Raw genomic sequence first — 20,425 nt, 5'->3', positions numbered from 1 at the left:
TGATGGCTGTGACCGTCAGCTGCAAAGGGGAGCTCAGCACATGACCGAAGACGACCGGACCGACGATACGCCGAAGTCCTACCGCCCGATCGACGCCAAGGGTTTCCGGGAGTTCATCTCGCGCGGCTGGGGACCGGTGGACCGGTCGGTGACAGTGCCCGAGGGGCTGGCGGAGGCGGCGGCCGAGCACCGGCAGAAGCTGTCCGCGGCGCTGCCGGGCCGGCGGATCGCGGTCGCGGCCGGCCGGGCGCCGGTTCGGTCGAACGACACCGACTATCTGTTCCGCGCCGACAGCGACTTCGTCTGGCTCACCGGCTGTCAGGCCGAGGGCGCCGTGCTGGTGCTGTCGGCTGACGGCGACGCGACGCTGTACCTGCGCGAGACGGCCGGGCCGGACGAGGCCGACTTCTTCGCCAACGCGCGCGACGGCGAGTTGTGGGTCGGCCCGGTGCCGGGGCTGAAGGACTGGTCGGAGGCGTTGCAGATCGCCTGCCGCCCGATCGAGGAGCTGCCGACGGCCGTGCGGGGCGCCGTACCGTTCATGCTGTCGACGCCGGGTGTCGAGCCGATGCTGGACGCACTGGTCCGGACGTCGCCGACGGACGGGAACTCGCTGCGGCAGACGCTGGCCGAGCTGCGCCGGATCAAGGACGACTGGGAGCTGGACCAGCTCCGCGAGGCGGTCGCGGCCAGCGTGCTCGCCTTCGGCGATGTGGCCCGCGAGTTGCCCGAGGCCATTCGCGGCGGCGGTGAGCGGTGGCTGCAGGGCACCTTCGACCGGCGCGCGCGGACCGCGGGCAACGGTGTCGGGTATGCCTCGATCGTTGCTGCTGGCAAGCATGCGCCGGTGCTGCACTGGGTCCGCAACGACGGCCCGGTGAACGAGGGAGACGTCATCCTGCTCGACGCCGGTGTCGAGACCCGGACGCTCTACACCGCCGACGTCACCCGAACCTTCCCGGCCACGGGCGAGTTCACCGACGCTCAGCGGCAGGTGTACGACCTGGTGCACAAGGCGCAGCTGGCGTCACTCGACGCAGTCAAGGTCGGAGCGCCGTACCGCGCCTTCCAGTACGCCGCGCTGCGCACGCTGGCCGAGGGGCTGCGGGACTGGGGCCTGCTCGACGTGTCGCTCGACGAGCTGCTCGGCCCGGACGGGCAGCAGCACCGCCGGTACATCGTCTGCGGCACGGGGCATTACATCGGCCTGGATGTGCACGACTGCGACGCGTCCCGGCCTGAGGCGTACTTCGCCGGAGAGATCGAGGCGGGGATGGCGCTCGCGGTCGAGCCGGGGCTGTACTTCCATCCGAACGACGAGACCGTGCCGCCGGAGCTGCGCGGTATCGGGATCCGGATCGAGGACAACGTCGTGGTGCACTCCGACCGGCTCGAGATCCTCACCGAGGACCTGCCGATCACCGCGTCGGGGCTGGAACAGTGGACCCAGTCGCACCTCAACGCACGGTAGCTCGCCGAGTACACAAAATTATCGGTCACAAGCAGTAACACTGACGCCGTCGGCAACGATGTAGCCAGCGGGGAGAGTCGGACTCGGCCCGGCTCGTGGCAGTGGGGGGCCGCGACCACGTGCCAGGCCGAGGCGGCATTCAACTGGGGTCCAGGGGGGACCCCGGGGATCCCCAGTCACGGGGGAGTAGTAGCCATGAATCTGCGGGTGCGAGTGATGCATTCTGGCCAGCACTGGTACGCCGACATCGATGACGCCGATGATCCGCAACCCGACGACCCGTTCTGGTACGTCGATCGCTGCCGATCCCAGCGACAGGCACTCGAAACCGCCTGCGCCGAGCTTCGCCTGCTGTCCCGCCGCGCGGTCCGCGGCGACCAGCTCAATCGCGTCCTCGAGGTCTCCGGCGTACCGGTCTGAGTCCACGACGCCCAGGCAGGCGCCTGGGCCCTGGCTGCCGATCCCGGCCTACTCCGCGGGATCAGCAGTTAGGGCCAGGTTGGGAGGCGCCTGCCTGGGGCAGTTCTCACACCGGTGGTACGGCGGGACAGGCCGTGCCGCGGTTCGGGACGTCGAGCGAGATCAGGTAGGCGTCGATCGTGGTCTCCATGCACGGGCCGCCGTCGTAGCTGCCGTGACCCCAGCCCTCATAAGTCAGCAGGACGCCGTGCCGGCCGAGTTGGCGGGCCACGCTTTGCGCCGAGTTGTAGCCGGTGGCCGGGTCGTGGATCGCATTGGCGAGCAGGATCGGCTTGTCCAGACCGCCGACCTTCAACCGGTGCTGCGGGTTGTTCGCCGGTGGCAGGCCGAGACACATCGACACGGCCATCAGTTGGCCGGGATAGCGCATGTCCGGGTTGTTCCGGGCCAGTCGGTCGAGCAAGCCGGCGTACTCCTTGTAGTCGCGGACCGGAAGGTTCCAGTCCTGGCAGAACACCGCGAGCGGGTTCGAGGCGAGACCGGTCGGGATCGGCGGTTGCCCGGTCGGCGGCGCGCTGGATTCGAGCGTCTTCAGCGTCTCCGCCAACTGCGGCCACCTCGGTCCGTAGAGCATGCGGAAAACGCTGAAGCTCAGCCAGTACGGCGTGACCGGCAGGTTCGGTTGCCGCGGATCGGGCACCTCGCCCCGGTCGGCCCGGACGAGCAGATCCGCCCAGAGTGCGTGGATGTCGCGACCGTGCAGTGCACAGGTCGTTGCCGCGTCGCACCATTTCACGAACTCGTCGAACGAGTCCTCGACCGCGGCCGCCTGAGCGTCGAGGAAGGACCGGGCCCCCGCGGCGCTGTGGTCGACCACGCTCTCCAGGACCATCGCACGGATCCGGTTCGGGTATGTCTCGGCGTACTGGCCGCCGAGCAGCGTCCCGTATGAGCTGCCGTGGAACGAGATCCTCGGCTCGCCGAGTGCGGCGCGGATCGCGTCCACGTCCCGCACGGTCTGCCAGGTGTCGAGGTGGTCGAACACCGGGCCGGTGTTCTCCCGGCAGTCCGCGGCCAGCTCACGGTTGTAGTGGATCGTCGCGGTGAACTCGGCCTGCTTCTTGATGATCGGTGACGGCTGCCTGGCCAGCAGCGCGGCCGAGCACTTCACCGGGTTGCTGCGGGCGATGCCACGTGGGTCGAAGCTGACGACGTCGAACCGGTCCTGCAGCGTCTGGCTGAAGCGGCTCATCCCGGTCTTGACCCGGTCGACGCCGGAGTCACCGGGACCGCCCGGCCCCCACACCAGGACGCCGACGCGGTCGCCCTTCGTCGTACGACGAGCGATGGCGAGGCCGAAGGTGGGACCGTTCGGGTTCCGCCAGTCGACCGGGACCTGCAGGGTCGCGCACTGCGAGCCTGCGACCACCTCGGGCTTGTCATTGCCCTCCGGCTTGCAGTCGGCCCACTGGATCGTCGGGGTGGTCTGTGCCGCCGACACCGGGAGCGTCGTGAGCCCGGCGGTCGCGACACCCAGCGCCAGACCGCAAGCGAGGGCGCGTTGTCTGAACTTCATACGGGAGATCTCCTGTCTGGAAAGCTCCTCCGATCCTCGGCAATCGCTTGCTCGGCCACATCGGGGACGACCCCTCGCCCGACCCCGGCCGGGTCTTGGGGGACTTGTTAGGGTCTGTCGCTGATGACAGAGATGACGAGTGGCAAGCACGCGGTGTGGTTCCGGTGGGTGGCGATCGCGGAGGCGGTCTCGTGGACCGGACTGCTGATCGGCATGTTGTTCAAGTACGTGCTGTCCGACAACGAGCTCGGTGTGAAGGTCTTCGGCCCGATCCACGGCGGCATCTTCATCGTCTACGTGCTCACCGTGCTGGTGGTGCGCGGGCCGCTGCGCTGGTCCTGGCCGGTCACGCTGGCCGCGCTGGCGGCAAGCGTTCCCCCGTTGTTCACCTGGTTCTTCGAGATCTGGGCGGTGCGGACCGGCCGGATTGACGCCGGCCGGCGGGTCGCCGTACCGTCACGCACGTCAGTCAACTCAACAGCCGCATGAACCCGTGCGGGAGAGTCCCGGGCACGACCCGGGCGCCGTAGGAGCAACTCTCCCCAAGAATCTCTCAGGCACCTTCACCGTACGGGCGAGGCACCTCTGGAAGACTTAGGCCCTATCCGGTCTGACAGAGCGGGGAGGACACCAAACGGTCAACGGCGACCGGAAGGAACCTCCACACGATGGCGATCAGCGTCTTCGACCTGTTCAGTATCGGGATCGGCCCGTCGAGCTCGCACACCGTGGGCCCGATGCGCGCGGCCCGCACGTTCGCACTCGGCCTGGCCACCGACGGCCTGCTCGCCCGGACGGCGACGGTCCAGGCGCAACTGTTCGGCTCACTCGGTGCGACCGGTCACGGGCACGGCAGCAACAAGGCCGTCCTGCTCGGGCTCGAGGGTGCGGACCCCGAGACCGTGGTCACCCATTCCGTCGACGCGCGGGTCGAGACGATCCGCGAGCGTGGCCGGCTGTCGCTCGCCGGGGTGCGAGAGATCCGCTTCGACGAGAACACCGACCTGGTGATGCACCGGCGCAAGGCGTTGCCCTACCACCCCAACGGGATGACGTTCGCGGCCCGTACGGCGGATGGCGACGTACTGCGGGAACGCACGTACTACTCGGTCGGCGGCGGATTCGTGGTCGACGAGGACGCGGCCGCCGGGGACCGGATCGTGCCGGACACGACGCCGTTGAAGTACCCGTTCACAACCGGTGCCGAGTTGCTGGACCGGTGTCGCGAGTCGCAGCTGTCGATCAGCGAGGTAATGCTGGCGAACGAGCTGGCCTGGCGGACCGAGGACGAGATCCGCGACGGGCTGCTGCGGATCTGGCAGGTGATGCAGGACTGTGTGCGCGAGGGCTGCGAGACCGAGGGGATCTTGCCGGGCGGTCTGAAGGTGCCACGGCGGGCGCACGCGCTGCACACCCGGTTGAGCGCGGACCCGTGGTCGGTCGATCCGCTCAAGGTGATGGACTGGGTCAACCTGTTCGCGCTTGCGGTGAACGAGCAGAACGCGTCCGGCGGCCGGATCGTCACCGCGCCGACGAACGGTGCCGCGGGCATCATTCCCGCCGTGCTCCATTACTACCGTCGGTTCGTGCCGGGGGCAACGGATGACGGTGCCGTCCGGTTCCTGCTGACCGCCGGCGCGATCGGCGTGCTCTACAAGGAGAACGCCTCGATCTCCGGTGCCGAGGTCGGCTGCCAGGGGGAGGTCGGCTCGGCCTGCTCGATGGCGGCGGCCGGCCTGTGCGAGGTCCTCGGCGGTACGCCGGAACAGGTCGAGAACGCGGCCGAGATCGCGATGGAGCACAATCTCGGCCTGACCTGCGACCCGGTCGGCGGACTGGTGCAGATCCCGTGTATCGAACGCAACGCGATGGCGTCGGTGAAGGCGATCAACGCGGCCCGGATGGCGATGCACGGCGACGGTGTGCACGTCGTCACCCTGGACAAGGTGATCAAGACGATGCGCGAGACCGGCGCCGACATGAAGATCAAGTACAAGGAGACGTCACGCGGCGGCCTGGCCGTCAACGTCATCGAGTGCTGAGCAGTCCTGGGTCCTCTACGTGGGCGTTGTGTCCGAGACCCGGGTAGGTCACGACCTGATCGTGCAGGGTACGGAGCTCGTCGTCGGTGTTCATCGGGTCGCGCTCGCCGCGGGCGAGGACGACCTCGGCCTTGCTCTCCGCGATCAGGTCGGGCATGTCGGGGGCGCCGACGCCGAAGGTGCCGGGGTCCATGGCGAGTCGCCAGCGCCCGTCGGCCTCGGCCAAGCCATGCTCGACCACCGGATCGCACGGGTCGGCGAGTCCTTGCAGGCCGGAGACCTTGAGGAAGCGCGCGGCCGCGTCCTCTCGAGTGTCGAACCACGCGATCGGCTTCCGCGCCAAGGCTGCGGCTCTGCCCAGGTCGTCCTGGGACCAGGTGACCTTCACACTGAGGGCGACCACGCGATTCACCTCGATGCCGTAGCGGCCGCTGGCAAGTTCGAGCGCGATCACCCCGCCGAGTGAATGGCCCACGATCACGACGTCACGCCGTACCGGAAGAGTCTCGGCGATCGCGGCGGCCATCGAGGCGAAGGTGTACGCCGGTAGCGCGGCGGCCGAGCCGTGTCCGGGCAGGTCGGGGGCGAACCGCGGTTGCGGCCAGGCATCCCAGACCCGGCCGTTGGCCCCCAGTCCGTGCAGCAGCACCAGAGAAGACATGAGAGCAGGCTGACACAGGAATCCCTGCGACGACGGGCCGATTGGCGCGCCGTCAGCTAACTCACCGCGATTCTACGCATGCGTATCGGAATGGGATTCCCGAATAGTTGCGATCTAGTGTGGAATTTCTTCCAAAGGCTGTTTCAAGCGCTGGTGGAGCCGATACTCTGCGGGACTTGTGAAACCGATCTCTGCCGCACTGGCTCCGCCTGGGCAGAACCGCCGACGGCTTCGCCAGGCCGCCCTCGTGGCCGGTGCGCTGCTGCTCCTGTACACCGTCCTCGTCGTCATCGCCCTGCTCGGTGGTGCCCGGATCGGCGCCGCGTTCCTACCGCTCCCCGATGGCGGGCCCGAGCCTGCCGACCCGGTCGCCGGCCTCGAGCCCAGCCGGCTCCCGACCGGGGGTCCGACCGTCCCGCGCGGCACCGAGTCCCCGGCGCCGACCATCCCGCCGACCCCCGGCCACACCACACCGTTGCCCTCAGCAACAACAACCAGCAACGGTCAGCAGCCCACCACCCCCTGCCCCACCACCAAACCCGCCCCCCAATTGGTGGACCAGGAAGACCCGAGCCTCCCGTCAGCCACCAAGCTCCCACCAAAGCCCCCCGCCACCACCGAGAACCCCACCACCCAGCCAACCAAGCCCCCAGCCACCACCAACCCGCCTCCACCCACCCCGACCAACCCACCACCCACCCCCGACAACCCCGAAGACCCCAACCCACCCACCCTCGGCACCGTCCTCAGCTCCCTCCTGAACAAGCTCGGCCTCTAGTAGGCCTCGACTTCGGTGGTGGGGGCGTTGCCGGTGATGGTGGGTTTGAGGTCTACCTGCCAGGCCTCGTTGCGGGCGAAGGACTGGGCGAACTTCTGGAAGGTGCAGTCGGCGCTGAACTGGCGGCGCTCCGGGTTCCAGTCGGTGCCGGTCTTGAAGTAGATGGAGTAGGGTCCGCCGATCCGGCTGATGGTGGCGGTCTTGCGCGCCTGGACGTACATCATCACGTGTGGCTTGCTGGGCGGCTGCCCGGTGCTGACGATCGAAATCGCGACGTCCTTCGTCGTTCCGTTCGTGATCCGGAGCCGGCCGCTGCCGGTGGGCCCGCGGCGTACCAGGACGTCGCCGTTCGACGGGCGGACGGTCTCCGGCTCGGGGCCGGGGTCGGGCAGCGTGCTGCCGAAGCGGAGTTTGAGCTTGCGCAGCGAGACGATCGCGCTGTTCAGATCCGCACGTAGCTGACGCTGGACCTTCTGCGAGGCGTAGGGGACACCACCGCAGCGGGCGTTCAGCTCGGTCCGGTCCGACGTGGACAAGGAGTCGGCCGCGGTCTCCAGCCCGCCGTACAGCACCTTGTGGGCACCGGCCAGCCGAGTCGTGACCGAGAGCTCGGCCAAGTCCTCCGCCGCGGTGCTCAACGACGAGGCGAGGCTGTCCATCGTCTGGGTCAGCGCCTCGGCGGTTCGTACCCGGGTCAGGGCCCGCAGGTCACCGGCCAGGCTCTGCTCGATCTTCGTCAGTTCGGCCTGGTACGCCGCCGAGCCGAGCGGCCCGCGTGGTGTCGACACGACCGGTGCCTGCACGGGCGTCGTGTTGGCAGTGGGAATTGCCCGTGACTCAGCCGCGGGTGGCTCACCACAAGCGGTCAGCAGGACCAAGCCCGCGCACAGCACGGCAAAGCGTTTCATGTACTTCCCCCACAGGTTGCCCCACACCCCCTGTGCCGCAAAGGGTATGCGGACCTAGGGGGTTGGGGCGAGGGGCCAGCCGAAGTTGCCTCGAAGCCTGGCCCGATAGCGGCTTGTGAAACCGCTGGCGGGTGGCAACGCGCCAGCGATGAAAAACCCGCTACCGGCCGCTACCGACGGCGATGACCTTCTGCCGGGCGGACGAAGGGGAAGGCCAGGGTGGCGCGGATGTTCTGGCCGGTGAGCATCATCATGACGCGGTCTACGCCGATGCCCAGGCCGCCGGTGGGGGGCATGGCGTACTCGAGGGCGGTGAGGAAGTCCTCGTCGAGGGACATGGCTTCGGGGTCGCCGGCGGCCGCTTTCAAGGACTGTTCGGTCAGGCGGCGGCGTTGTTCGACCGGGTCGACCAGTTCCGAGTAGGCGGTGCCTATTTCGGCGCCGAAGGCAACCAGGTCCCAGCGTTCGGCCAGGCGGGGGTCGGTGCGGTGGGTGCGGGTGAGGGGCGAGGTTTCCAGCGGGAAGTCGGTGTAGAAGGTCGGCTGGGTCGTGGTGGGCTCGACCAGCTCGTCGTACAGCTCGAGGACCAGTTCGCCGGCGGTGAGTTCGACGGTTGTGTGTACGCCGTGGGCGGCGCACAGGTCGCGCAAGGTGTCGACGGGGGTGCCGGCGTCGATCGTCGTACCGGTGGCGCGGCTGACCGCTTCGTGGACGGGGATGACCGGCCAGTCGCCGGAGATGTCGATCTCGCCGTCGGGGCGCTGGAGGACGGGCTTGCCGAAGACCGCGGTGGCGGTCTCGATCAGGAGTTCCCGGGTGAGCTCACGCATCACGTGGTAGTCGGCGTACGGCTGGTAGGCCTCCACCGAGGTGAACTCCGGATTGTGCGTCGCGTCCGCGCCCTCGTTGCGGAAGTTCCGGTTCAGCTCGAAGACCTTGCCCAGCCCGCCGACGCTGAGCCGCTTCAGGAACAGCTCCGGCGCGATCCGGAGAAACAACTCGGTGTCGTAGGCGTTGATATGGGTCGCGAACGGCCGCGCGTTCGCCCCGCCGTGCACCGCCTGCAGCATCGGCGTCTCCACCTCGATGAACCCACGCGTCTCGAAGCCGTTGCGCAAGGCCCGTACGGCGGTACTGCGGTGCCGCATCATCCGCAGCGAGTCCGGGTTCATCACCAGGTCGAGATGCCGCTGCCGGACCCGCGCCTCCGGATCGGTGAACCCCTTGCGCTTGTCCGGCAACGGATGCAGGCACTTCGCCGCCATCAGCCAACTCGTCACCGCGATCGACAGCTCGCCCCGGCGGCTGGTGACCACCTCGCCGGTGACACTGACGTGATCGCCGATGTCGACGAGCCGCCGCCAGTGGTCGAGCGCATCGGCACCACAACTGTCGGCCGCCAGCATCACCTGCAACTGCGCCGGCCCGTCCTGCAAAGACGCGAACGCCAGTCGGCCGTGGTTCCGCATCCGCATCACCCGCCCGGTGACGGACACGGTGAAGCCGGTACGTCGGTCAGCCGGCAGGTTCGGGTACAGCGCGCGGACCCGTTCCAGCGTCTCCGTTCGCGGCACACTCACCGGATACGGATCGATGCCAGCAGCAACAAGCTCGATGAGTTTCGTCCGCCGGATCCGCTCCTGCTCGGTCAGCTTCCGATCGGGCAACGCCGGCCGCAGCAACTCCTCCTCCTGCGCCCGTACGGCGGTCGCGAACGCACCACCGTCCGCCGCCATGATCGCGTGCCGCTCGGCCGTCTCCACAGTGTCGACCCGGGTCCACGGCCGCGGCGCCGGCAGGAACCCCTCCGCGGTTCCGGCCGCGAGCAGCACCTGGGCCAGCGAAGCGCCACGCGAGTAGCAGATCAACCGCGGTGACCACCGCGGCAGGTACTTCTCGTTCGACTGGTAGAGACTCTCCAGCTGCCAGAACCGGGAAGCCGCCGTCAGCAAGGCGTTCGTCAACCGCAGGAACGGGCCCGCCCCGACCCGCTCCGCGTCGCTGAAGATCTCCCGGAACATCGCGAAGTTCAGCGAGATCCGGTGCAGTCCGAGATCCCCGCACGCGTCCACCAGCGACGTGACCATGAACTCCATCAAGCCGTTCGCGGACTCGGGATCCCGCCGCATCAGGTCGAGCGACACGCCCCGCACACCCCACGGCACGAACGACAGCAACCCGCGCACGGACCCCTCGGCATCTCGCGCGATCACCATCACGCACCGCGCGTCGGCCGGATCACCGAGCCGCCCGAGCGCCATCGAGAATCCACGCTCGCTCTGCCCGCCACGCCATTTCTCGGCCAGGTGGACATACTCCGACAACGTCTCCGGCGACAGCTCGCCGTGCCGGACCACTTCCGCGTGGTATCCCGCCCGCTGAACCCGTGTCACCGCCTGCCGGACCGGCCGCATCGTCCGGCCCTCGAGGGTGAAGTCGGCGACGTCGATGATCGCCTCGTCGCCCATCGACAACGCGCGCAGGCCGGCATCGACGTACGCGTGGGCCGCTTCCTCACTGGCGGACAGGACCGCGGGGGACCAGCCGTACGTGCGTGCTTCGGCGAGCCAGACCTTGATCGCGCCGGGCCAGGCGGCCGGATCGCCCAATGGATCCCCGCTGGCCAGGCTGACGCCGTTGACCACGCGATACGCGATCGCGGCGTCCTTGGCGGGGGAGAAGATGACCGCCTTGTCCCGGCGGGTGGCGAAGTACCCGAGCGAGTCCCGTTCACCGTGCAGCAGGAGCAGGCGCCGTACGTCGAGCTCCTCGGGCTGGGTGAGGTAGCGGACCCGGCGCACCGAGCGCAGGAAGATGGCAAACGCGATCACCACCGAAGCGGCCGAGATCGCACCGACCGACAAGCCGATCCAGCCGTGTCCTTCGTGACCGCCCATCCCTCTGCGGGACTGGCCAAGTGCGGCGATGATCGCCCAGCCGATCTTCTCCCGCTGACCGGTCAGTGTCTTCGGGAAGATCTGGGTCAGCGTGATGCTGACCGCGGCCGAGATCAGCAGGCCGCCCAGCAGCGCGCTGACCGCGAGCCGCCGGGTGCCGGGCGCCAGCCGGGCCGGGAACGCGCCGCGGATCTTCCACAGCAGCACGATGATCGCGGCCACCACGATCACCTGAACGATGCCCCACTCCAGGTCCTGGACCGTGGCCGGGCCGAAGTCGCGGAGCAGTTCGGTGTCGTTCGGGTTGGCCAGCCGGACGCTGGTGAAGGCGACGGCCGTGGTCTGCGCGATCAGCCAGAGGGCCTCGAAGACCCACAGCACCCAGAGCAGCGCCGCCCGCTTGCCGCGCAGCAGCGCGCTGCCGACAACGGCCAGGTAGACGGCCGAGAAGAACGTGTGCCCGGCCGGGATACCGAAGAAGTCGAAGGCCTGATCGACCCTTTTCACGTACGTCGGCGCGAACAGGTGCAGCGGGATCGCGATGAACGACCAGACCGAGGCGGCCACCACGATGCGGCCCACCCAGACCGCGGCACGCTGCTGCCACTGCGGGACCGCCGCCTCTGCCTGTTCCGACCGCACCCAGCGATCATCCCACTAAGCCGAAGGTACTTTCGGTAGTGCTGGTGCTACCGAGCTGGTGGACTGAGGTGACAGTCAATACCTTGGTCGGTGTGCGACGCTGGCGGGCATGGTGACCGTCCGGTATCGCTTGCTGCGCAACGTGATGATCGCCGCCGGCGTGCTCTTCGACTCGCTCTCCCCGATGGACTGCGCGCCGTCGCTGAGCGAAGCCTGCCGAGCCGCCGAGCAGACCGGCCAGGCCGGTACGGCGCTGATCCTGCACGAGATCACTTCGACCATGGCGGGCGTCGGAAGCGTTGCCATGAGCATCTTCGCCGTCCTGGTCCTGCGCCGCTCCGGCTGGGGTGGTCCGTGGGGCGGCGTGGTCGCCGTACTGGCCGGCGGGGTCGCGGTGACCCAGGCCTGGCTCGGCATCGAGGCCGGCCTCGAGGTGCTCACCGGCGGCGACCTGCATCCGCCGGGCATCCTGCAACGGGCCTCGATCCTCCTGGTTTGTCTATTTCTGGCGACATTGTTACCAGGCCTGAGGCAAGCTTTGTTTCGATGACAACAATCTGGATCGTCTTGCCCGGTCTGGCCGAGACTCCGGAGGAGTTCGACCGGGTCGTCGAGTTGCTACCGGGCCTGGACCTCCGGGTGATCGATCCCTGGTGTACGCCGATCACGTCGAGTGTCGACGAATTGCGGATGGCGGCCGGCGTACCGGCCGAGGCGAAGATCGGCCTGATCGGGCACTCGATCGGCGGACTGGCCCTGCTGCGCTGGGCCCTGACCCGGCCGCTCGAAGTGACCAGGCTCGTGCTCGTCGACACCAGCCTCACCTCGGAGACCGGCTGGCGCTGGCTCTACCCGGGGACACCTGGTGATCGGGCGGTCCGCGCGGTCCTGCGGTTGCTCGGGCGGATCGGCGTACCGCAGCTGCTGGGTCCCGCGGTGCGACGGCTGATCGTCTGGATGGGCAGCACGAGCAACCGGGACCTGTTGTCCAAAGCAACCGCACGGAAGCGGTACGGCGACGCCCTGTCGTGGCTGCTGTTCTGGGACGAGCTGGCGAGCAGCTGGGTGCTGGCAGCCGAGGTCGACAAGCTGGTCGCCGGGCCGGTCGGTGAGGTCGCGCCGGTGACTCTCCTGGTCGGCACCGGTGGGAGCTCGCGGTTCACCGCGAACCAATGGCTGGCGGGCCAGCAGCGGCTGGCCGACGTGCTGGGCGGCACGATCGAGGTGCTGCCCGACGCCGCCCATCTCGTGCATCTCGATCGCCCCGACGCCATCGCCGCCGCCGTCCGCCGGTAGCCGCCGCGTCGATGGCGGCGGTCGGGTCGTCTACGAGCTCAGCTACACGTGCTGGTGCGGTGCGGCCGGGGCGAGGTGCGTGAGAGGGCCGATGACGGCTTAGGCCGTGCTGGTGAGGGCCGGGGTCGGAAGCTTGCGCTGCCAGACCTCGTCCAGGGCCATCCGCATCGCGCCGGTGACGACCGCGTCCTCGGCCAGAGCGGACAACTCCAGCTTCGGGTGGTTCAGCGTGAGCAGTCGTAGCTGGTCGGAGATGGCGTCGAGCAGTACGGCGCCTGCCCGGGCGACACCGCCACCGATCACCACGGCAGTCGGGTCCAGCACCAGTACGGCGGGGGCCAACGCGCGCGCGAAGTCGCGGGCGACCTGCTGTACGACGGACTGCGCGACCGGGTCACGCTCCGCCGCGGCGGCGAACACGTCGGCCGTGTCCAGCTGCCCACCGCCCAGCTCGGCCAGCCGGGAGTTGGGGTGATCGAGGGCAGCCTGGCGGCCGAGTGCGGCAATGGCCTCCGAGCCGACCGCGCGCTCCAGCGGTCCCCGACTGTCCTCGGGGTTGATGACGTCGTCCGGCGCGGTGGCGATGAAGCCGATCTCACCGGCCGCGCCGGTGCCCCGGTGCAGTCGGCCGTCGATCACGATGCCGGCACCGAGCCGCTCACCCCACTGCACGGCCAGCAGCGTGCCGGTGCCACCACGGGCGGCGGCGATGGCCAGTGCGGCCAGGTTGGCGTCGTTGTCGAGCATCACCGGGCAGTCGAGCAGGCTGCGGACGTGCTTGGTCAGGTCGATCGCGGACCAGCCCGGCACACTCGGGACCAGCTGGACCCGGCCGGTGTGCTCGTCCACGATGCCGGGGCTGGCGGCAACCGCGGCGGCGATGTCCTCGGCCGGTACTTCGGCCTCCGCCAGGGCTTCGGTGATCACCTCGCTGATGACTCCGAGCAGCTCCTGCGCGGTCCAGCCGGGGCCGGATCGCCGGACCAGGGAGAGCTTGCGGCCGGCCAGGTCGGAGACACCCACGGTGACCCGGTGCGGCCCGACGTCCAGGCCGAGCACCGGCGCGGCACGGCCGCGCAGCGAGACGCGGATGGCCGGGCGGCCGAGTGAGCGATCCGCGGAATCCGGGCCGTGCTGCTGCAACCAGCCGGCGTCCAGCAGTTCGTCGACGGCCTGGGCCACGGTCGGTCTGGCCAGACCGGTCCGCTCGACCAGCTCGGCGACGCGCAGTGGCGCGGGCGCGGAGCGGCGTACCGCGTCCAGTACCGCGGCCACGTTGATCCGCCGCAGCATCGTCGTACCGCCGCCGCCGACCGTTCCCTTGCTCATGTCCGACCCCTTGCCTGCCACTCGCCCATCCTATATAGAAAGCGAGCGTTCATAAATTACCGTGTCGTGCCGTATCGCGCCGACGGGCGGTCGCCGAAAGCGTGAGTCGACAAGTATCACCCTCCGACCGTCCCGTCTCCCAGCACACGCACCAGTGCCGGAATCGGACCGGGCACTCAGTCCTGCAGAACGGTCCGAGCGAAACTGCTCAGTGCCTCCCGATCCGGTTGCTGGGTCTTGGTCATCAGGCTGGCCACATGTTTCTCCACGGTCCGTGGCGAGATGTGCAGCCGGGACGCAATCGACTTGTTCCCGATCCGGTCTACCAGCAACCTGCAGACCTCGTACTCGCGGCTGGTGATCCCGAGCTGACGCAGATGCGCCGGCACCTGTTCGATCCCGCTCCGGCGTTGTGACACCGTCACGCCGAGCTGACGCAGCAGACTGCGGCACGCACTCGCCACCGCCTGGATCTCCGCGTTGTGGAAGTAGTCCTCGGCCTGCCGCAGCCATGCCACCGGCTCACCCCAGCCGTCGGCGTGGGCCGGCTCGGCGATCAGCCGCAGACCCAGGTGGCGCGCCAGCGGGTAGAGCGACGCGGTCTCCAGCGCCTCCACGACCTTGTTGTTCGCCGCGTCGACCTGACCATCCCGGCCGAGCAGTACGGCGTGCGCCAACTGGACGAACTGCTTGTTCCACCGCATCCCACTGGCCGCCGCGGCGGTGATCGCCTCGAAGTGCGCCCAGCTGTTGCGGCCGGACAGTACGCCGAGCAACAGCCCCAGCCCGTACTTGCCCGACGTGTGCAGTGTGGTCGGGTTCTGGGCGTCGTACGCGAGGGCCTGGGCCATCTCGGAGTCGGCCAGCTCGCGGTTCTCCTCCAGCAGCGCGCAGAACGTCCGCGCCAGCCCGTAGGAGTAGGGCAGTTCGTACGACGCGCGCTCGCCACCCCAGTTGGCGGCCTCGGCCAGCGTCTCCTCCATCGCCGTACGGCGTCCTCGGTGTGCCTCCAGGATCGCCTTGGTGGACAGGAAGTACGTCGCCGAGCGGCCGAGCCGGAGCCGCCGCGTCACCTCCAGGCACTCGTCGATGATGACCGCGGCCTTGTCGTACTCGGCTCGCAGGATCGCTTGCTGGCCGAGGATCCCGTCCACCTCGTAGGCCAGCGGGATGGCGCCGATCCGCAGCGCCTGCTGGCGGGCTCGTTCGAGCTCGACGATGCTGCCGCCGGCCAGGCAGATCGTGCCGGCCTGGAAGATGTGCGAGCAGACCCGCTGGAAGGTCATGTTGTGCTCTTCGGCCACCAGCCGGGCGCGATGGAAGTAGTCGATCGACCGATCGAGGTCGTGCTCGCGGGACAGGATGCCGAGCAGTTGCAACGCGTCGCAGGCGACCGCGGGCAGCTTGGCGCGTTCGGCCGCCTCGGCGGCACGGGTGGCCAGCTCGGTCGCCGCCTTGAGCCGGCCGGGACTGGGCCGCGCCAGCTCGAGGTGGGCGGCGATCGCGTCGACCGGCGCGAGGTCGGCGTCGCAGGCGTCGACACCGAGCAACGAGCGGGCCGTCGCCACCTGGGTCAGCGCGGCCGACCAGCGGCCGGCCATGTGTTCCAGGTTCGCCAGCTGGACGTGCAAGGCGGCGACCTTGCGGCTGTCCAGGTTGCGGTCGGCCATCTCCTCGATCGTCGCCGCGTGGACCGTGCTGTTCTCGAACTGGCCGGTCTCACTCAGTGCGATCAGCAACGATCCGAGTACTTCGGCCCGGTAGGCGGTGTCGGGATCGCCGGCCAGCAAGGCGGTCGCGCGCTCCAGCAACTTCACCGCCGAGGCCATCGATCCCTCGTCGAACGAACGCCGCCCAGCGGTCGCGAACAGTCGGCCGGCCCGTGCCATGTCGCCGCCGGTCTCTGCGAGCTCGGCCACCATCTGGCACCACTCACCGGGCAGTCCTGGGTGCAGCTCCTCGATCGCGTCGGCACAACGCCTGGCGAGTGTGGACCGCTCAGTCGGGGTGAGACCGGCCAGCAGCGCGTCAGCGGTGAGTGGATGCCGGAACGCGTACCAGTCCGGCACCGGCTCGTCCGGCCCGACCAACTGCGCGGCAAGACCTGCCCGCAAGGTAGCCAGCAGCAACCGTTCATCAGTCCCTGTGGCCTTACGTACGACGCTCAGCGGAAATCGGTGACCGATGACCGCAGCCAGCACCAGCAGGTCACGTGACTGTGGCCCGAGCTGGTCGGTCCGGCTACTGATGCTCCGGACAACGGCTGCCGGGACATTGGTCTGGAGCCCGTCGACGACCTGCACACTGCCGTCGGCCTTGGACAGCAACTGCCCGGACCTGCTCGCCTCCTGCAGCAGTTCCTCAACGATAAAAGGGATTCCGGCGCTGTCTCGCCACAACCTGTCGACCAAGGAGTCGGGTACACCGTCCGGTGACACCTCGAGACACCCCGCAGCCAATTCACCTACCTGCTCCCGGTCCAACGGCTGCAGCTCGATCAAGTGGGCGGCACCGCGTTGTGCCGACAGCCGGGCGAGCTCGAAGGCCGCACAGGTCTCCGAGCGCAGTGTGGCGACCAGAGCGATGGGCTGGTCCTCGAGATTGTCGAGCAGATACTCGATCACTGCCAGCGTCTCGGGATCAGACCCGTGGAGGTCTTCCAGCACGAGCAGACAGCCACGGTCCTTGCCGACCAGTGCGAGCAACCGCAGGACGGCTTCGCCCAGTACGACGGCCGACGTTGCCGTGTTGTGCGCCGTACCGTCGTCCCAGTCGGGGACGAGCCGGCCGAGCACCTGACGGTAGGGACCGAGCCCATCCGCGGCGGGCATCTCACCCCGGCGGATGAGTGACAGCAGGGCCTCGGTGAACGGGCGGAACGCAACCATCGTGCCGATGGCGCCGACCCGGCCGCGGAGCGTCGCCATGCCGTCGTCGAGCGCCCGCGTCGTACCGACCCCGGCCAGCCGGCTCTTGCCGATACCGGGCTCGCCGACCAGAAAGACCGCACCCCCCTGACCACCTCTGGTCGCGGCCAGCAGACCGTGGAGATGGTCGATCTCCCGGTCTCTGCCGACCACTTTGGGCGCACGGGTCTGCATGCTTGCCAACTCTAACGACGTATTGCTGCCACCGCAGCGGATCAGCAGAGGTCGACCGGCCACCCTCCAGTGGACCGGTCGACCCCGGTGATCAAACGCTTGGCCTAGCTCTCGATCGTCGGCCAGGTGCTGGCGAGGCCGTCCGCGGCGACGGCGGCCGCGAACGCGCTCAGGCCGACGGTGCCGACCAGGGCCATCGCCCGGGCGCCGATCTTGGATCGCTTCGGCAACGTGATCGGACCGATCGGGTCGGTACCGGCCGGCTGCGGCTGGACGTCCGGCTGCTCGTCGTGGTGCGAGTTGTGGTGCTGGGCGGTCATGTTGTCTCCCCTGTCGAAGGATTGGGTGCCGGCGCTATGGGTGGGCGCGTCGACCCGGCGGTTGGTTCGAGCAGCAGGACGGACGGAACGCGTTCGGAGAACGCCAGCCGGAGCAGGCCGTAGCCGATTCCCGCCAGGCCGGTCAGCAAGCCTGGTGACGGAACCCCCCGCGGTGTCCCGCACTGTGGTCCGTACTGCTGTACTGCGGCGAGCACCAGCCCGGCCCGGCGTCGCCGGACCAGCTCAACAGCTGGGTGATCGCGTTCGGCGAGCCACACCAGTGGCTCCACCGCGCCGAGCTCGCCGTGACACAGACTCAGGTCGGCGAGCACCGGACGTTCTGCTGCGGTCCTCAGGTAGGCGTCGAGGTCCGCGGGTACGCCGGCACTCAGCCGACTCAGTGCGGTCCCGGCGTCACCTGCGCACCAGCCATGACCACCAGGGCGCTCTCGACGGTCCAGATCGGCCGCCGCACGCGCGGCGTCCATGTACCTGTCACCAGGTACGCCGTACCGGCCGAGAGCCCAGGCAATGCCCTGATAGCCCCGGGCGAAACCGTGGTCCGCTGCTACTCGGCCACGACGGAGCCCGAGCTCCACGGTGTTGACGAGTTCGTCGGCGTACCGCTTGGCCAGGTGCGTGGCCGCCGGGAACCCTTGGATCGCCTGCATGGCGGCGAGTCCACCGGCCGCGCCCTCGGCGTACGAGGGGAACTCGTCGGGCTGGAGCCCTGCGCTGAGTTCGAGCGAGGCGGCCAGCCAGGTGGCGATGTCGGAGTCGTCGAGGAGGGCGTGCAGGCGGTCGAGGCCGTAGCTGATGCCGCCCAGTCCGTGCAGGCCCGGGCCGATGAGCTGTGCGGACTCCGGGTCCGCCGCGAGGCTCTCCAGCAGGGCAGGGATCGGGCGGATCGCGTCCCGCGCCAGTTCGCAGTACTTCTGCGCTCCGGTCAGCACACCGACCTGTGCGAGGAAGAGCGCCGTACCGGTGTAGCCGTGCGAAAGCCCTGCGCCCATTGGCCTGACGGCCCAGTGGTGGTCGTCGATGAGCTCCAGGCCCAACCAGTTCGCCGCACCGTCGCGCTCGCTGTGGACCTGCGCCATGATCTCGTCGGCGATGTCCGTGGCGGCGGCGAGCAGGCGAACCGGGTCCGCCTCGGTGGCGCCCAGACCCGGCCGGCCGGCAATGCTGGAGTGCACGATCGGCTCCGGCCTGGTGGCGAGGGTCGCCGAGATCAGCCACTTCTGGCGGTCCTCGTCGATGTCGCTGAGGGCGGCGATCTTCGCCTCGACCGCAGCGAGCCCTTCGATGGCCAGCACGTTGGAGATGCGGGTGCCGTCGGACGCCCACACGTCACGGCTGTCCGGACGGGCGGTGAACAGCGGTACGTCGCCCGCCCACAGGTCGGCCAGCTCGTACGGCACCACGACGTGCAGCGCCTCGTCGGCGTCCCACAACAGGTCGAGCAGCCGGCTCCGGCCGGCCGCGTCCCGGAGAGCGTCCGGATGCGTCGCCTCGTCCAGAAGGCCGGTGTAGAGGCTGGTGCTCCGCGGTACGAAACGGATCTGGTCCGTCGCGCAACGGGCCAGCATGCCGTCCGCTCCGATCAGCTCTTCGCGGTACCAGGCGATCGCCTCGTACGCGGCCCGGAACCCAGTCAGCAAAGCGATCTCGTGATCCCGCGGCTCGATGTCCGCACCATCGAGCCGTGGCCGGTTCCGCGCGCCAGGCGTCTTCCCAGGGCGCCGGACAAGGTGCATCGAGTCCAGACCGGCGTCTGCCCAGTCGACCACGCTGGTCGGTGTGACCGCGTCGGCGTCGCCGCCCAGGCCGGACATGTCCGCCACACCGTGCTCGCCGCTGACCAGCAACGGCAACAGCGCGGTGCGGTAGACCGAGTTCAGCAGTGCGCGGTACGCCGGGTCACGGTTGAGCGCACCGTCTGCGGCGTGGCTGGGGTGGAAGAGTGTCTCGACATCGACGAGAACCGGCTGCTCACCGACGGCGATCAGGTTCTCGTAGTGCATGTCGGTGCCGTCCAGCACGTACAGCAGGGCCAGCAGAGCGCCTTGCCGGTGGTAGAACCGGCGCACCTCCGCCAGGTCGGCGCACGGCTGATGAACGACGTACTCCGACCAGCCGTACCCGTCGCGGGGGAGCAGGCCGACGGTGCGGATGTCCAGCCCGGTCTTGTCGTTCAGCCATTCGACCAGCTCGTTGAAGTGGCCGTGCAGGTCGAGTGACCGCGGCTTGTAAACCAGCCGTCGCCCGTCCGCGAAGGTGAGGGTCGCCGTTGACCGTCCGCCCCGGTGGGGATCGCCCGCGGGGTCGATGGCGGTCAGTGCACCGGGATCACGGCCGTCCAGCAGCCCGGTGACGAGCGACTCACGGTCCTCGGCGAGCCGTGCCAGCAGTTCGAGGTGACCCTCGACGCCCTGCCGGCACGACTCGCCCAGGACCCGGGCCAACACCGGGTATGCGGCCAGGAACTCCGCCAGCTCGCTCCCTCCAACGAGCCGGTGGGTGAAGTCCAGAAAACGTTCGGCCGGGGTGTCGCCGGCCAGCTCACCACGGTCCCGCGCCCGGGCCAGCTCCAAGACCAGCGTCCGCGACGCCAGCTTCACCAGCCGAAGCCCGAGCCGGTGCAGGAACTGCTCCGCCAGTACGCCGGTGTGCCCGGCGGCGGCCAGATCGCGGCGCGCCGAGGAGAGCAGTGGTTCGAGGCAGCGCATAAGCGCCTGCCGCCAGTCGCTGTGCCCACCCGAAGCTCCGTCAGCCCCACCTGATGTGTGGCCACCGGCGGCATCGGTCCCTGCGGGGCTGCGACCGGCGGCAGACGCGGTCTGGCTGGTGCTGCGTTCGACGTACTCGGCCCAGGCGGGCGCGGACTGGGCCAGCTCGTGCGGGCGCATCCCGGCGGACCACCAGGCGTTGCGGTGGTCGGTCCGGGCCGGCCGGGCGGTCGCTGAGTTGAGCACGCGGACAGG

At 69.3% G+C, this 20,425-nt stretch carries 15 protein-coding genes and 1 riboswitch; of the genes, 7 read left to right on the top strand and 8 right to left on the bottom strand.

Going from position 1 to position 20,425, the window contains the following annotated elements; all coding sequences use genetic code 11:
* The first annotated feature begins 40 nt into the window (after positions 1-40).
* Both AB0F43_RS26590 and AB0F43_RS26585 read left to right on the top strand, forming a co-directional pair.
* Positions 41-1,471: an aminopeptidase P family protein gene (locus tag AB0F43_RS26590; RefSeq protein WP_360482296.1), complete on the top strand. Its 1,431-nt coding sequence runs from the start codon at positions 41-43 to the stop codon at positions 1,469-1,471.
* A 195-nt stretch (positions 1,472-1,666) separates the two neighbouring features.
* Complete coding sequence (locus AB0F43_RS26585; protein ID WP_360482293.1) at positions 1,667-1,891, top strand: hypothetical protein; 225 nt, start codon at positions 1,667-1,669, stop codon at positions 1,889-1,891.
* 106 nt (positions 1,892-1,997) lie between these two features.
* Here the strand turns inward: AB0F43_RS26585 and AB0F43_RS26580 are convergent, their stop codons facing one another.
* Complete coding sequence (locus AB0F43_RS26580) at positions 1,998-3,467, bottom strand: alpha/beta fold hydrolase (RefSeq protein WP_360482290.1); 1,470 nt, start codon at positions 3,465-3,467, stop codon at positions 1,998-2,000.
* Positions 3,468-3,590: 123 nt separating this feature from the next.
* Between AB0F43_RS26580 and AB0F43_RS26575 the strand changes: the two genes are divergently transcribed.
* Both AB0F43_RS26575 and AB0F43_RS26570 read left to right on the top strand, forming a co-directional pair.
* Positions 3,591-3,956, top strand: a complete 366-nt coding sequence (locus AB0F43_RS26575) for a DUF3817 domain-containing protein (RefSeq protein WP_360482287.1) — start codon at positions 3,591-3,593, stop codon at positions 3,954-3,956.
* A riboswitch (glycine riboswitch) is annotated at positions 3,954-4,046 on the top strand. Its footprint overlaps the gene before it by 3 nt.
* Positions 4,047-4,135: 89 nt before the next feature.
* On the top strand, positions 4,136-5,509 hold the full coding sequence (locus tag AB0F43_RS26570; protein WP_360482284.1) for an L-serine ammonia-lyase: 1,374 nt from the start codon (positions 4,136-4,138) through the stop codon (positions 5,507-5,509).
* On the opposite strand, the gene AB0F43_RS26565 is transcribed toward AB0F43_RS26570, so the two are convergent.
* Complete coding sequence (locus AB0F43_RS26565) at positions 5,496-6,170, bottom strand: alpha/beta hydrolase (RefSeq protein WP_360482281.1); 675 nt, start codon at positions 6,168-6,170, stop codon at positions 5,496-5,498. The genes AB0F43_RS26570 and AB0F43_RS26565 overlap by 14 nt on opposite strands.
* A gap of 178 nt (positions 6,171-6,348) precedes the next feature.
* Between AB0F43_RS26565 and AB0F43_RS26560 the strand changes: the two genes are divergently transcribed.
* Positions 6,349-6,948: a hypothetical protein gene (locus AB0F43_RS26560; protein ID WP_360482278.1), complete on the top strand. Its 600-nt coding sequence runs from the start codon at positions 6,349-6,351 to the stop codon at positions 6,946-6,948.
* Here AB0F43_RS26560 and AB0F43_RS26555 read toward each other — a convergent pair.
* Positions 6,945-7,736, bottom strand: a complete 792-nt coding sequence (locus AB0F43_RS26555) for a hypothetical protein (RefSeq protein ID WP_360482275.1) — start codon at positions 7,734-7,736, stop codon at positions 6,945-6,947. The two genes, AB0F43_RS26560 and AB0F43_RS26555, sit on opposite strands and share 4 nt — an antisense overlap.
* A 290-nt stretch (positions 7,737-8,026) precedes the next feature.
* Positions 8,027-11,395, bottom strand: a complete 3,369-nt coding sequence (lysX, locus tag AB0F43_RS26550; protein WP_360482272.1) for a bifunctional lysylphosphatidylglycerol synthetase/lysine--tRNA ligase LysX — start codon at positions 11,393-11,395, stop codon at positions 8,027-8,029.
* Between the two features lie 109 nt (positions 11,396-11,504).
* Here lysX and AB0F43_RS26545 point away from each other — a divergent pair, with 109 nt between their 5' ends.
* Together AB0F43_RS26545 and AB0F43_RS26540 are read left to right on the top strand one after the other, a co-directional pair.
* Entirely contained in the window at positions 11,505-11,945 is a 441-nt protein-coding gene (locus tag AB0F43_RS26545) for a hypothetical protein (protein WP_360482269.1), read from the top strand.
* A complete protein-coding gene (locus AB0F43_RS26540) occupies positions 11,942-12,691 on the top strand; it encodes an alpha/beta hydrolase (protein ID WP_360482266.1) in 750 nt (249 codons plus the stop codon). The genes AB0F43_RS26545 and AB0F43_RS26540 overlap by 4 nt, the downstream gene beginning before the upstream one ends.
* A 99-nt stretch (positions 12,692-12,790) precedes the next feature.
* Here AB0F43_RS26540 and AB0F43_RS26535 read toward each other — a convergent pair whose 3' ends face one another.
* From AB0F43_RS26535 to AB0F43_RS26520, 4 genes are all read right to left on the bottom strand, one after another.
* Entirely contained in the window at positions 12,791-14,020 is a 1,230-nt protein-coding gene (locus tag AB0F43_RS26535) for an ROK family transcriptional regulator (protein ID WP_360482263.1), read from the bottom strand.
* A 176-nt stretch (positions 14,021-14,196) separates the two neighbouring features.
* The gene (locus AB0F43_RS26530) at positions 14,197-17,121 is read right to left on the bottom strand and encodes an AAA family ATPase (protein WP_360482260.1); all 2,925 of its coding nucleotides are present in this window, start codon (positions 17,119-17,121) and stop codon (positions 14,197-14,199) included.
* 104 nt (positions 17,122-17,225) lie between these two features.
* On the bottom strand, positions 17,226-17,441 hold the full coding sequence (locus AB0F43_RS26525; protein WP_360482257.1) for a hypothetical protein: 216 nt from the start codon (positions 17,439-17,441) through the stop codon (positions 17,226-17,228).
* On the bottom strand, positions 17,438-20,416 hold the full coding sequence (locus AB0F43_RS26520) for a type 2 lanthipeptide synthetase LanM family protein (RefSeq protein ID WP_360482254.1): 2,979 nt from the start codon (positions 20,414-20,416) through the stop codon (positions 17,438-17,440). The genes AB0F43_RS26525 and AB0F43_RS26520 overlap by 4 nt, the downstream gene beginning before the upstream one ends.
* Positions 20,417-20,425: the final 9 nt, after the last annotated feature.

This window comes from Kribbella sp. NPDC023972, assembly GCF_040639075.1.
Taxonomy (GTDB): domain Bacteria; phylum Actinomycetota; class Actinomycetes; order Propionibacteriales; family Kribbellaceae; genus Kribbella.
The sequence above is the reverse complement of the archived record's forward strand: the minus strand, read 5'-3'. Positions and strand labels throughout refer to the sequence as shown.

What these genes read in the sequence shown, in the direction of transcription:
- AB0F43_RS26590 (WP_360482296.1), top strand. Translation starts at nt 41, where the DNA reads ATGACCGAAGACGACCGGACCGACGATACGCCGAAGTCCTACCGCCCG.
- AB0F43_RS26585 (WP_360482293.1), top strand. Translation starts at nt 1,667, where the DNA reads ATGAATCTGCGGGTGCGAGTGATGCATTCTGGCCAGCACTGGTACGCC.
- AB0F43_RS26580 (WP_360482290.1), bottom strand. Translation starts at nt 3,467, where the DNA reads ATGAAGTTCAGACAACGCGCCCTCGCTTGCGGTCTGGCGCTGGGTGTC.
- AB0F43_RS26575 (WP_360482287.1), top strand. Translation starts at nt 3,591, where the DNA reads ATGACAGAGATGACGAGTGGCAAGCACGCGGTGTGGTTCCGGTGGGTG.
- AB0F43_RS26570 (WP_360482284.1), top strand. Translation starts at nt 4,136, where the DNA reads ATGGCGATCAGCGTCTTCGACCTGTTCAGTATCGGGATCGGCCCGTCG.
- AB0F43_RS26565 (WP_360482281.1), bottom strand. Translation starts at nt 6,170, where the DNA reads ATGTCTTCTCTGGTGCTGCTGCACGGACTGGGGGCCAACGGCCGGGTC.
- AB0F43_RS26545 (WP_360482269.1), top strand. Translation starts at nt 11,505, where the DNA reads ATGGTGACCGTCCGGTATCGCTTGCTGCGCAACGTGATGATCGCCGCC.
- AB0F43_RS26540 (WP_360482266.1), top strand. Translation starts at nt 11,942, where the DNA reads ATGACAACAATCTGGATCGTCTTGCCCGGTCTGGCCGAGACTCCGGAG.
- AB0F43_RS26535 (WP_360482263.1), bottom strand. Translation starts at nt 14,020, where the DNA reads ATGAGCAAGGGAACGGTCGGCGGCGGCGGTACGACGATGCTGCGGCGG.
- AB0F43_RS26530 (WP_360482260.1), bottom strand. Translation starts at nt 17,121, where the DNA reads ATGCAGACCCGTGCGCCCAAAGTGGTCGGCAGAGACCGGGAGATCGAC.
- AB0F43_RS26525 (WP_360482257.1), bottom strand. Translation starts at nt 17,441, where the DNA reads ATGACCGCCCAGCACCACAACTCGCACCACGACGAGCAGCCGGACGTC.